Annotated in this window: 11 protein-coding genes; 6 read left to right on the top strand and 5 right to left on the bottom strand. The window is 42.3% G+C overall.

All coding sequences use genetic code 11. The features are described 5' to 3' along the window. Positions 1-133: 133 nt before the first annotated feature. Positions 134-1,723, top strand: coding sequence for a glycoside hydrolase family 57 protein (locus H6G97_RS04755; RefSeq protein WP_190939553.1), 1,590 nt, complete (start codon positions 134-136; stop codon positions 1,721-1,723). A 201-nt stretch (positions 1,724-1,924) separates the two neighbouring features. On the opposite strand, the gene H6G97_RS04750 is transcribed toward H6G97_RS04755, so the two are convergent. The 3 genes from H6G97_RS04750 to petC all read right to left on the bottom strand — a co-directional run bounded on the left by H6G97_RS04750 (position 1,925) and on the right by petC (position 5,001). After that, positions 1,925-3,016, bottom strand: a complete 1,092-nt coding sequence (locus tag H6G97_RS04750; RefSeq protein WP_190939552.1) for a calcium-binding protein — start codon at positions 3,014-3,016, stop codon at positions 1,925-1,927. A gap of 337 nt (positions 3,017-3,353) precedes the next feature. Beyond that, a complete protein-coding gene (petA, locus tag H6G97_RS04745; RefSeq protein WP_190939551.1) occupies positions 3,354-4,355 on the bottom strand; it encodes a cytochrome f in 1,002 nt (333 codons plus the stop codon). A 106-nt stretch (positions 4,356-4,461) separates the two neighbouring features. After that, positions 4,462-5,001: a cytochrome b6-f complex iron-sulfur subunit gene (petC, locus tag H6G97_RS04740; RefSeq protein ID WP_190939550.1), complete on the bottom strand. Its 540-nt coding sequence runs from the start codon at positions 4,999-5,001 to the stop codon at positions 4,462-4,464. Between the two features lie 228 nt (positions 5,002-5,229). Between petC and H6G97_RS04735 the strand changes: the two genes are divergently transcribed. After that, positions 5,230-5,538 (top strand): DUF3067 family protein, encoded by a 309-nt coding sequence (locus H6G97_RS04735; protein WP_190939549.1) that lies wholly within the window; start codon positions 5,230-5,232, stop codon positions 5,536-5,538. A 71-nt stretch (positions 5,539-5,609) separates the two neighbouring features. On the opposite strand, the gene H6G97_RS04730 is transcribed toward H6G97_RS04735, so the two are convergent. Then, a complete protein-coding gene (locus H6G97_RS04730; protein ID WP_190939548.1) occupies positions 5,610-5,945 on the bottom strand; it encodes a tRNA-binding protein in 336 nt (111 codons plus the stop codon). A 53-nt stretch (positions 5,946-5,998) separates the two neighbouring features. Then, complete coding sequence (tatC, locus tag H6G97_RS04725) at positions 5,999-6,793, bottom strand: twin-arginine translocase subunit TatC (RefSeq protein WP_190939547.1); 795 nt, start codon at positions 6,791-6,793, stop codon at positions 5,999-6,001. Between the two features lie 314 nt (positions 6,794-7,107). On the opposite strand from tatC, the gene H6G97_RS04720 reads away from it, so the two are divergent. From H6G97_RS04720 to H6G97_RS04705, 4 genes are all read left to right on the top strand, one after another. Continuing rightward, complete coding sequence (locus H6G97_RS04720) at positions 7,108-7,338, top strand: hypothetical protein (protein ID WP_190939546.1); 231 nt, start codon at positions 7,108-7,110, stop codon at positions 7,336-7,338. Between the two features lie 200 nt (positions 7,339-7,538). After that, a complete protein-coding gene (locus H6G97_RS04715; RefSeq protein WP_190939545.1) occupies positions 7,539-8,396 on the top strand; it encodes an SDR family NAD(P)-dependent oxidoreductase in 858 nt (285 codons plus the stop codon). A gap of 304 nt (positions 8,397-8,700) precedes the next feature. After that, positions 8,701-11,109, top strand: a complete 2,409-nt coding sequence (locus tag H6G97_RS04710) for a GH116 family glycosyl hydrolase (protein ID WP_190939544.1) — start codon at positions 8,701-8,703, stop codon at positions 11,107-11,109. A 662-nt stretch (positions 11,110-11,771) separates the two neighbouring features. Next, complete coding sequence (locus H6G97_RS04705) at positions 11,772-12,023, top strand: cysteine peptidase family C39 domain-containing protein (RefSeq protein ID WP_338421580.1); 252 nt, start codon at positions 11,772-11,774, stop codon at positions 12,021-12,023. Positions 12,024-13,029 lie beyond the last annotated feature (1,006 nt).

Raw genomic sequence — 13,029 nt, 5'->3', positions numbered from 1 at the left:
TTAGTCTGCCCTTACACACACTATATTTAACTCAACTGAAAACTGCTCTTACGATCCCCATAAGTCTTAAAATATTGTTAATTTCAGCCAAACCTCTCAACCTTCAACTTACAAGTATCACCCCAAAATCACTATGGCTATCGGCTACGTCGCGCTTGTACTCCACGCACATCTGCCCTTCGTTCGTCACCCGGAAAGTGACTATGTGCTGGAGGAAGAATGGCTCTATGAAGCCATCACAGAAACCTACATTCCATTATTGAAAGTATTTGAAGGCTTAAAGCGAGACGGTATCGACTTTAAAATCACGATGAGTATGACACCACCTTTAGTGTCTATGCTTCGTGATCCTCTGCTTCAAGAACGCTATGAAGCACACTTAACCCAACTAGAAGAACTTATAGCACTAGAAGCAGAACATAATATCAACAACGGGCATCTTCGTTATTTAGCCGAACATTACGTCACTGAGTTTAGCGAAGCACGTCAGTTATGGGAACGCTGCAATGGTGACTTGGTGACAGCTTTTAAGAAGTTCCAAGACACTAACAACCTGGAAATCATCACTTGCGGCGCTACTCACGGCTATTTACCGTTGATGAAGATGTATCCAGAAGCAGTGTGGGCGCAAATTCAGGTAGCTTGCGAACATTACGAGCAAACCTTTGGACAAGCACCTAGAGGCATTTGGTTGCCGGAATGTGCTTACTATGAAGGTTTAGAGCGGATGCTAGCCGATGCTGGGTTACGCTACTTCCTCACAGATGGGCATGGCATCCTTTACGCCCGTCCCCGTCCGCGCTTCGGCACTTATGCCCCAATTTATACAGAAACTGGTGTTGCGGTCTTTGGAAGAGATCATGAATCTTCCCAACAGGTATGGTCTTCTGAGGTGGGCTATCCTGGGGCGGCGGAATATCGGGAATTTTACAAAGATTTGGGTTGGGAAGCAGAATATGAGTATATCAAGCCCTACATCATGCCCAATGGTCAACGGAAAAATACGGGTATTAAGTATCACAAAATTACGGGGCGTGGCTTAGGACTTTCAGATAAGGCACTTTACGATCCCTATTGGGCGAGGGAAAAAGCAGCAGAACACGCTGATAACTTTATGTATAACCGAGAGCGGCAATCTGAGCATCTCTATGGTATAATGCAGCGCCCGCCAATTATCGTTTCACCTTATGATGCAGAGTTATTTGGACATTGGTGGTATGAAGGCCCCTGGTTCATCGATTACCTATTCCGCAAGTCATGGTATGACCAAAAAACATATCAAATGACTCATTTAGCAGACTATTTGCGAGATCAGCCAACGCAGCAAGTCTGTCGTCCTTCGCAATCAAGTTGGGGTTTCAAAGGTTTTCACGAGTATTGGTTAAACGAAACGAATGCGTGGATTTACCCCCATTTGCACAAAGCTGCTGAACGGATGATTGAAATATCGCATTTGGAACCAGAAAATGAATTACAGTGGAAAGCGCTTAACCAAGCGGCGCGAGAACTGCTATTAGCACAATCTTCCGACTGGGCTTTTATTATGCGGACGGGAACAATGGTACCCTATGCAATTAGACGGACGCGATCGCACCTGATGCGGTTCAATAAGCTTTATGAAGACGTTAAAATCGGCAAAATTGATAGTGGTTGGCTAGAAAAAGTCGAGTTAATGGATAATATCTTCCCCGAAATCAACTATCGCGTCTATCGTCCGCTATAGGCTCCCAAAAAATCATCAACAGCAGTAGGGTGAGCATTGCTCACCCTATATTAGTAGTGACGAGCGTTCGTTTATTTTACCGACAACAGAGCAAACCTTAGCCTGTGTAAGGGTTTGTCAAATGCTGTCAAAATTAATTATTTGCTGTGCGCTTTAAGATTTTGCTAATGTTAGCTCTATTTAATCGAGCGCTAATTCCGATTAAATAATCACAAAATTGTTTTCGCTTATTGGCAATCCACCAGATAATTGTGCAAATTGTACCTGAGTAAACCCAGACGCGCTGCCATCTTGATCAAAGAACAGTCCACCTGTAGTGCTGTTGTAGATAAATCTTTGAGTGTCGGTGGTTGCAGATGTTCCAATGGTAAATTGACTAGCATTAAGTGAAGGTGTTGACAACCCGCCACCAAAGCCAGCAGCCGATACCTGAATCAATTCATTAGTCGCGTTGAAGTCATAAATAGTATCAATGCCTTCATTGAAACTATTGAAAGCAAAGGTGTCAATACCATTTCCACCATAAAGGCTATCATTACCTTTGCCGCCTGTGAGGTAGTCATTGCCATCATTACCAATGAGTGTCTTCTTACCAGACGCACCAGAAGCTGTGAGAGTATCGTTGCCATCGCCACCAGAGAGGAGATTATCGCCTGTCGAATAGTCAACAATCAAGCGATCATTACTAGCACCATTTTTGAGCGTGTTATTGCCAGAGACAGTATAAACTCCGTTTGAGGAGGAGGCTGAAGCAGAGGCAGTGCTAGCGATTTTATCTGTAACAGACACAAATATATTGCCATCGGTGGAGATTGCTGTGGCTGTGGCTGTAGCTGCACCAGTGTTGTTAATTGTCAGTATACTGCTGCTAGCGATCGCACCACTGCTTCCTTCAGTGGTCGAATTGCTACTAGAAATACTGCTGCTGATTGCCTGGTTTTCTAAGTTGAGGATGCCGCCACCGTTATCAACACTAGTTTCGCCAGTAATTGTTAGTCCAGTAATCTCTACTGTAATTTGATTATTACTGTCTTGATTATTGACATTAAATACACGGCTAGAATTGTTACCACTAACAGTAACATTGATTGAGCCTGTGCCATTAATGATAAGTGTATCGGTGATTTCTAACTCTCCACTAGTAAGGATAATGGTATCAGCAATGCTATCTTGAAATATCGGATCAGTAAAACTAATCGTATCTGCGCCATTCGTGTTATTAGCTTGTGCAATCGCGTCTCGCAGAGAACCTGCACCGCTGTCATTGGTGTTAGTGACGTTGAAGTTAGCCATAAAATTTTTGTGCTGTAGAAGTAAAATTTTGTACTACCGAGAACGAGGTGATTCCTCGAACAGCAAGCATCAATTGTGTTTTATATAGTGATGATTAAACCACTTGTAAGATATAACTATTTGCTTGATTAAGCAAGCAAATTAGAGTGAAATTAACTTTTTCAAAATGGATAACTTATGAAAATTTGATTTCAATACTTTTAGGACTATTTAATTCTAAATGTAGATGATATAGTACATCAATTGGTATAAGCATCAAATTTCTAGGCTTTGTGTAACTAACATTAAAAAAGACAGGCAATATGCCTGTCTCGTAAGTAATGATTTAGCAAAGAGTTTAGAAATTCATCTCAGCAGCTTGGACTTTTTCAACCTGCTTCTTCTTCAGCACAAGCATAACTTGAGCTAACATTACAAGAGCGATGAATGCAATCATCCATTTAACTCTAGAGGCGTCTTGAAGTACGATTTCTCCATCTGCTTGACCGAATCCACCGACATTGGGGTTGCTGGTCAAAGCTTCACCAGTTTTAACCGCTTGCCCTTCGGAAATAACCAGTTCTGGCCCCAAAGGAATCATATCAACGACAACATCACCAGATTCAGGTTGGATGTTGACTAGATATTTAACGTTACCGTCTCCATCTTCCTCTTTGGCAATTTTGGTAATTGTGCCAGTAGCGGAAGCATTGTAAACAGTGTTATTGCTCTTTTCACCAGTGGGATAAACTTGTCCGCGTCCTCGGTTAGCACCTAAGTGAACTGAATATTTACCGAAGTGGATGTTTTTGTCAGTTGCGGGGTTTGGAGAAAGAACAGGGAAGACGATTTCCTGATACTGTTCACCTGGTAAGGGGCCGACGATGACGACGTTTTCTTTGTCTTCGCTGTAGGATTGGAAGGGAGTATCGCCAACTTCTTCTTTAAGTTCTTCGGAAAGACGATCTTCGGGAGCAATCTTAAAGCCTTCAGGGAGCATCAGTACAGCACCGACGTTCAAGCCAACCTTAGAACCATCGGCACCAACTTGCTGGGCGCTCAGATCGTAAGGGATTTTCACTACAGCTTTGAATACAGTGTCAGGTAGCACCGATTGGGGAACTTCCACTTCTGCCGGCTTGGCTGCTAAGTGACAGTTGGCACAAACAATCCGCCCTGTTGGTTCGCGGGGGGTTTCAGGATAGGTTTGCTGTGCCCAAAAGGGATAGGCGGCAGCGGATTGGGGAAGGGCTAAATCGCTGGTGAAGTAAAATGTCACAGTAGCGATCGCTATGAGCAATGTTTTTACAATCGCTCTAGCGCTGCGAGTGAACCTCGCTTTTAAGAAAACATTTCTCATCTCTAATAAGGGCAACGATTGAATTAGTCATTAGTCATTGGCCATTAGTCATTAGTCATTAAGCCCTGAACAAAGGACGAATGACTAAGGACTAAGGAAAAAATTATTAAGCCCACCAAGCTGCATCACCGGTGCGGAAGTCGGTTTCAGTCCAAGGGGTCAAGACGATTTTGTCGTCGTTTACAGTGGTATGAGCCAAAGGTAAAGATAGAGGTGCTGGGCCCCGAATAACTTTACCAGTTTCGTCATACTGAGAACCATGACAAGGACATTTAAACTTGTTCTCTGCAACGTTCCAGGGGACGACACAACCTAAGTGGGTACAGATGGCGTTAATGCCATAATCTTTAATTGCTTCTTTGCTGTCTACCACAATATAGGTAGGATCTCCCTTTAGCCCTTGGACTAGGTTGCGATCGCCTGCATTCCGGTTTTCTAAAAATTTAGCGACGCTAACATCGTTACCTAGCTCATCTTTTGCCGTTGTACCGCCACCAGCACCACCTGTTGCGGGTGGAATAAAGTAGTTGACAACGGGATACAATGCACCCAGAGCCACTCCAGTGACAGTCCCAAAAGTGAGCAGATTCATGAACTGACGACGCCCCATATCGGGCACGTCTGCTGATTCAGAAAATTGAGCCATAATCTACGCGCTCTTTGTGTATTTTGTTAAGCATTTTGACAAAAGTACTGTACTTGAGGAACTCTTGTCTAAGTCGAAATGTTAGCGCTCACAACGATGCCATACTTCTTTGTTCCAAGATATAAAAAGCATCTTTTCTGTTAGCATTACATTTCTTTATATCCTTATCATACTGGAGTCACGGAACTTAACATCATAACTAAATGTAAAATCTGATTGAGAAAAGCTATGACAGGACAGGAATTACGTCAGATGTTGCTTGAGAAGTGGGGATATTCTTATGATGTCCAGTTACGGCGGGCACAGGGAAAGATATTTTTGCAAGTAATGTGGAAATACTTGGAGCAAGCTTCTTTTCCGTTGAGCGAGGCAGAGTACCAAGAGCATCTTGACAGCATTGCTAATTATCTTCATGCCTTGGGTGGGTCAACGCAAGTACAAACATTTATTAGCCAAACACGCGATCGCCCCAGGCTCGGCAAAGCTGTTAGCATCCCTCTAGATTTGGGTGAACGTTCTTCGGAATGGATATTATGACCCACTATTGCATTAAAATGAATAGTTTTCTCCGTAATTACAGTATTTCTTTCAAAAAATACCATAAAGTGCTATAAAATTCTTTTGCCCACCGCTACATCTCTATCTGGTTGAATTAACACAACTTCTCCACCGTCTAAAACCACTCCTAAGACTAAAACTTCGGAGATGAAATCGGCTACTTGACGGGGTGGAAAATTAGTAACAGCTAATATTAATCTGTTTATTAGTTCCTCTTGCTTATAAAGCTTAGTAATTTGGGCACTAGATTTTTTGATGCCCAAATCACCAAAATCTATCCACAATTTATAAGCTGGTTTTTTCGCTTTGGGAAACTCTTCGACTTTGATGATTTTGCCAATATGAATCTCAACTTTTTCAAAGTCATCATAAGTAACTTGTCTCATTTACTTCTAAGATGAGATTTTTTTGATTTTGAAATTGCAGCAATGCGATCGCATTATTTACCTGTGAGCTTAACCAGTCCCACACCACCGAAATAAAGCCCTAAAACTGCTCCTGCTAAGAGACTTTGAGTTAAGGGGTCAGTAGAAGGTGTCAGGACGGCTCCTAAAACCACTGCTCCCATAATCACGTAACGCCAACCAGAAATCATCCGTTCAGACGAGACAATGTTCAAATTACCGAGCAAGAGTTGGATGATGGGAATTTGAAATGCTAAACCAGTGCTGAATAACAGTAGCAACACAAATTCAAAATATTTATCAATTGACCAAATTTGTTCAACAACATCTGCTCCGTAGCTAATGAAAAAATTCAAAGCTGCGGGAATCAGCAGTAAATAGGCAAATACTAACCCAGCAGCAAACAGCACACTCGAACCCAAAACCACAGGCCCCACTATGCGGCGTTCACGGCGAGTTAATCCTGGAAGCACAAACTGGATAATTTGGTAAAGAATAAAAGGACTAGTAAGTATTAAGCCAGTGTAGGCTGCAACTTTCAGGGAGACAAAGAAATATTCTCCAGGTGCAAGTTGGAGAAATTTTACTCCTTGTGCTGGAACCTCAAGTAGCTGGACAATTGGCTTAACGGCAAAGAAACAACCGATAATACCCACTGCTACGGCAATCAGCGAATAGAAAATCCGCTGTCGCAACTCTTCTAGGTGGTCGAAAAGGGACATTTCGATTTCACCAGGCAACTCATCAAGAGGATCGGTGTCTGAGTTGCCATATCCTTCGGAGTCAAGGTTGGGAACGTTTACAGTATCTACGTCTTGTGAAGGTGTCATGAGTTAGCTACTAGGCAACATTTGTTAACTATTTTATCTGGGGAATGCAGCTACCAAAATATGTTTTTGGCTGCTGTGGGTTTTTTGTCCTGTTTTTTGGGTTTGCATCTGCATAAAGTAGTAGGAAGCCATCTTGTAGGCAATACCTAACCTAAAAAAAGGTGGAACCGATAATTTAGAAATTACGTCTCTGCGGCCAGTAGCACTGAGTAAATTCACACAACATCAACATTTAATACTCAGTTGGGAAAATCCGGTTCATCAAGGTGGTATCTATACATAGCGTAATCGGAAATTTTTAGCTGAGGTTGGGTATGAACCGGACAATTTGCATTGCCCTAATGTCATTGCCTGTTTATTTAGGCAATGTTGAGCTAGGCAATAGTTGTAGTAGTGAAGTGACAATTGTTAAAAACCAGTTTTTCACAATAGCTGCTCTAATTGCTTACAGTACAAATGCTCAGTCGCGCATACCGCCCTGGCAAATATCGGCTAGAGATGACCAAACCGAAGATTGCCTTCGTGCTGGCACTTGCAAAGATTGATCACAGAAGGCAGAAGGCAGGAGGCAGGAGGAAAGAAGTATGAAAACTTTAGTTCTGGGTTATTACCCAGTTTTAAAAGAGAATTGTATCGAGACGCGCAACGCGCTACAAAGCTTCCACAACCTAAGTTCTACGCTTTTAAGTGTGGATTAATTCTACCTCCTACCTCGTGAAGGCAGCCCTATCATAAAAGAAAGTCAATGGTTGTAAAAAATCAACGTACAGTAGTGGTTACAGGAGCCTCAACAGGAATTGGTCAGGCGTGTGCTTTGCTTTTAGACCAGTTGGGCTTCTCTGTTTTTGCTGGAGTGCGTCAAGACATTGATGCTCAAACACTTAAACAAAAAGGGTCACAAAGGCTCATTCCGATTTTTCTAGATGTTACTGACGCTGAATCGATCGCAGCTGCGGTTGAAAAGGTAACAAATGCAGTCGGTGGTACGGGGATTTTTGGTTTAGTGAATAATGCCGGAATTGCTGTCCCTGGCCCCTTAGAATTATTAGCGATCGCAGAATTTCAACACCAGATGCAGGTTAATGTCACTGGACAATTAGCAGTGACACAAGGGTTTCTGAGTCTATTACGCCAGAGTCGGGGTCGAATTGTCAATATGGGTTCCATTTCTGGTAGAAGCCCGGCTCCGTTCTTGGGAGCTTACAATGCTTCCAAATTTGCCCTTGTTGCACTCACTGATGTGATGCGGATGGAGTTACGCCCTTGGGGAATCTCTGTTTCTATTATCGAACCTGGGGCGATCGCTACTCCAATTTGGGAAAAGTCCCTAAGTCAATCGGAAATAGCACAGCAGGATCTATCCCAAACTGCACAAAATCTTTACGGACAGGCGATGAATATTGTGCGCAAGAAAATGCAAATTCTCGCATCTAGGGGAATTTCTGCGGATATTGTTGCTCAGACTGTTGTACATGCGCTCACTGCAAAGCAACCAAAGACACGCTATCTTGTTGGACAAGATGCCAAAATCGGAGCGTTTCTGAAGCATATTTTGCCCGATCATCTGCATGACCGGATAATTTTATACTCAATGGGCTTGTAAATTACTTCCTGATCGGTTCACAAGGAAGCCAAGATGTAAATCCAAGTACGACCTCTTGCAAAAGTGCTTTTTGCAAGAGGGGGGAAAAGGGTAGAGGTTAAAGGGGAAGGGGACAATACAGAACCTTTTCTCCTTTTTCCAACTTATGCAATAAGTCTCATCTCAAACACAAGAGGACAAGGGCAGAAGTTTCCCCTTGTCCTCTTTTTTTATCCCCTTTGAACAATACCGTGCTTCTACGTTGAGAAAAATCACACATTGCGCTAGTCTTCATTGACGTAACTGCACGCTGTAACATCAGGTGATGACAAATCAACTCTCCCCAAAAATTCCCTCTTGCACTTGGAGCCGTCCCATCGGTTTAGGCTGGGACAAACCTTATACTGTCCGCTACGCTAGCAATATCGATGATGGCCCTTGGCATGGTATGCCTTTAGGTGGCTTTGGTGCAGGTTGCATCGGTCGTTCTTCACGCGGAGATTTTAATCTATGGCACATCGACGGCGGTGAGCATACTTTCAAAAACGTTCCCGCCTGTCAATTCAGTGTGTTTGAATCCAATGGTACATCTTCTCAAGCCTACGCTTTATCTACGCAAGCACCCGATGATCGCACTCTCAAGGTTTGGCAGTGGTATCCAACACTTCCCGCTACTGAGGGAATAGGGAATTATCACGCGCTATACCCACGTAGCTGGTTTGTGTATGAAAATGTATTTCAAGCACAGTTGATCTGTGAGCAGTTTTCCCCAATTTGGGCAGGTAATTACCAAGAAACTAGCTACCCAGTGGCAATATTCCTCTGGAATGCCCATAACCCCACAGATGCACCGATTACTCTCAGTATCATGCTCACTTGGCAAAATATGGTGGGCTGGTTTACCAATGCTCTCAAATCTCCGAAAGTGCGGGTGCGCGATGATGGTAGTCCGGTTTACGAATATCAACCACGCTGGGGCGAAAGTCAAGGGAACTATAACCAAATAGTTGAAAATCCACAACAGTTTGGCTGTGTTTTCGGTCGGGTTGATAGTGGTGAACCTTTGCAGGAAGGCGATGGAACTTGGTGCATTGCGACGCTGAAGCAGCCCCAAGTAGAAGTATTTCACCACAGCCGATGGAATCCTGACGGAACGGGTGAGGAGGTGTGGCAAAGTTTTGCAAAAGATGGTTCTTTGCCCAATTATATAGATGCAAATCCAGTAGGAGCAGGTGAACAATTAGGGGCTGCGATCGCACTCCGTTTTACTCTTCAACCAGGCGAAACTCTCGAAATTCCCTTTGCTCTCGCTTGGGATTTGCCGATCACAGAATTTGCAGCTGGAGTTAACTATTACCGCAGATATACAGACTTTTTTGGTAAAAATGGTAACAATGCTTGGGCGATCGCATCTACTGCACTACAAGAATACCAAAGCTGGCGATCGCAAATTCAAAGTTGGCAACAACCGATTCTCGACCGGGAAGATTTACCCGACTGGTTTAAAATGGCTCTATTTAATGAGCTTTATGACCTTACTAGCGGCGGTACTCTCTGGACTGCTGCATCAGAAATTGACCTCATCGGTCAGTTTGCAGTGCTGGAATGCTTAGATTATCGTTGGTATGAAAGTCTAGATGTCCGCTTGTATGGCTCTTTTGCCCTGCTGATGCTGTTTCCAGAATTAGAAAAGTCAGTAATTCGGGCATTTGCACGCGCGATTCCTCAAAGTGATGATACTCCGCGAATAATTGGCTATTACATGACAATTAAGGCAGAAAGCCCGATCGCAGTTCGTAAAGTTGCAGGTGCAACACCCCACGATTTAGGCGCACCAAATGAACACGTTTGGCAGAAAACCAACTACACCAGCTATCAAGACTGCAACTTGTGGAAGGATTTAGGTAGTGATTTTGTTTTGCAAGTATACCGTGATTTTCTGCTCACTGGTGCTGACGATGTAGAATTTTTAGCAGATTGTTGGAATGCGATCGTGCAAACCCTCGACTACCTGAAAACTTTTGACCTTGATGGCGATGGGATTCCCGAAAATTCTGGTGCGCCTGACCAAACCTTTGATGATTGGCGGTTACAGGGTGTCAGCGCCTATTGTGGTGGGTTGTGGTTGGCGGCGCTGGAAGCTGCAATTGCAATTAGCGATATTTTATTAACTCACAAACTTGGCGACCTTGGCGGCTTGGCGGTTCAAAAATCCACCTATGAAACTTGGTTACAACAATCTCTTCCTATCTACCAAGAAAAACTTTGGAATGGCCAACATTACAAACTTGATAGTGAAAGTGGTTCCGATGTGGTAATGGCAGATCAATTGTGCGGCCAGTTTTATGCTCGTCTGCTGGACTTACCTGATATTGTACCGAGCGATCGCGCCCTTTCTGCCCTAAAAACTGTTTATGATGCGTGCTTTTTGAAATTCTGCAATGGTGAGTTTGGTGCTGCTAATGGTGTTCGTCCTGACGGTTCACCAGAAAATCCCAAAGCTACTCATCCTTTAGAAGTTTGGACGGGGATAAACTTTGGGCTGGCAGCTTTTCTCGTGCAAATGGGAATGAAGGATGAAGCGTTGAGGTTGACACAAGCTGTGGTAGAGCAAATTTATAACAACGGTCTGCAATTTCGCACACCTGAAGCTATCACCGCATCTGGTACTTTTCGTGCCAGCACGTACCTGCGACCAATGGCAATTTGGGGAATTTACTTAGTTATTAATTGATTAGCTATCAAAACAGTTCTCATTTTGATACAACAAACGAGGGATGTACAGCTAGTTGTGCATCCCTACAAACGATCACACGCTTCATTGTAAGGATTAATTCTCCCTAACCCTACAAAAGGAGTGTTGAGGGCAATACGGTTCAGTTAAGGCAAGAGACGCGATGAATCGCCGTCTTTACAATCTAGAGCGTGTCATCAAAAACCTTTATCCCAACCGTATTAGTGTTGAGGGGATCTAACAGGGCAAAATATCACTAAACAGCAAGCCTCTTAAACTGGAAATTAGGAACTGGGACAATTTTGATGGTGATTCAACCCCAAGTAAATTGAGAAAAAGACTCTTTTCCAGTTCCCAGTCTCCAACAAGCTAAAGCTTCTTCGCGTAGCGTCTCCTCAAGAAGTTGGGGAATTTTGGACGCGACCCGTTGAACTAGTATGTGCGTTGCCAAATTCAACTCGTCTTCATCTGAATAAAGCAGAGTCTAGATTTGTGGTTTTATTTTCCGAGTGTTTCCGGAAGTGAAGGAAAATTTTAGTAATGGTAAGAGTTGAAGCATTGAGAATTCAAGACTACTGTTTCAAAAAATGCAAATATTACTGGCTTTAGGCATAAATATTGCTAATATTTTCCAGACTATGTTCACAATGAAAAGTTAGGTTATGGCGTACCTATCTTTTCATTTAACAGATTGTGGCGCTGCGTACTTGGCAATAATTAACCAATACTGCGGCATACGCTTGAACCTCTACACTTTGCTTAACTTAGCTACAGGTGCATTTCTCCAGGGTTTAACAGAAGCAGGCCAAACTTTAAGATACGAAGCGCGATTAGTCAGGACGAGCCTTAGTAAGCTGGACTCATATTATAGCCCCTGGATAGCTCGTTGGCAAGTGATTCATTATTATATGTAGTTGTCTAGAGAGTTAAAGGCGATCGCATATTGATTTCTGATCCAGCCATAGGCAAGGCGTGGCTTTCGCATCCAGAGTTTGAAACTATACTTAGGTTGTTATCAGCTAAATACTGAATGTCTTTGCCATCAGCTTCTTAGTTTTGGGTATATACCATATTGCCTTAACAGCGCAGTTTTCTAAATCAAAGTATTCTTGTTGAGTAAGGCACTCATCACAAACTTATGGAAATTTGGTGGTTTTAACTACCATTTAGCCCAACTGCCACTACATTTATTAATCTCAAATTTATAAATTTATTAGATATTAATACACAAAGAATTTATTGCTAAATTAACTTACCAATTTCTGTGTTAACTAGCTTTATCTCTATTACTAAATTTCCTAATATTGTACAGACTTAACCTGCTGTATCTTTTTTAGTAAAAGCATCCATTTACATTTATTTCACTTGGCTAAGTTGATGAGCATTAAAACTATCTATATATATTGTCTCTAACCAGTAATTTTATTCAGAACTCGGCTATTTAGGATTACTGACTGATAATTCTAAAATATTCATGCTCAAGTTACAGCAATGTATTTAGAGACAATAAAGCTGTAGTTGTTGTAAATCAAGAACTACAAGGCTAACAAGTATTATTATCTAATTGAACCTATTCAAAAAATATGTTCAATCCTATAGCTGCGAACGTTTTTTATTGTTTGTGTTCTACTATTTGGAGAAGTTGTTTTACATTTTAGTTAATGGTAATATTTTCTAGTGACTCGACAATAATAAAGGTTTTAAATTGGGATTGGGTGGGGGGTAAGACCCCTCAAGAATAGCAAAGGAGGACAAAACTAAAACTTGCACAATGCACAAGTAAGTATCGGAATACATTCAGTAAATTTAACCTATAAATCTGCTAGCTTAGTAGATGACATTAAGGTCAAAAAATAGTATAAATACGAATAGCGTTGTTAACGCTCAAAAGTAAATAATTTTTCTCCATTAGCTTAAAAA

Source organism: Nostoc flagelliforme FACHB-838 (genome assembly GCF_014698065.1).
In the GTDB taxonomy this organism is placed as follows: domain Bacteria; phylum Cyanobacteriota; class Cyanobacteriia; order Cyanobacteriales; family Nostocaceae; genus Nostoc; species Nostoc flagelliforme_B.
Note: the sequence above shows the minus strand (reverse complement) of the source record. Positions and strands in the feature narration are given on the sequence as shown.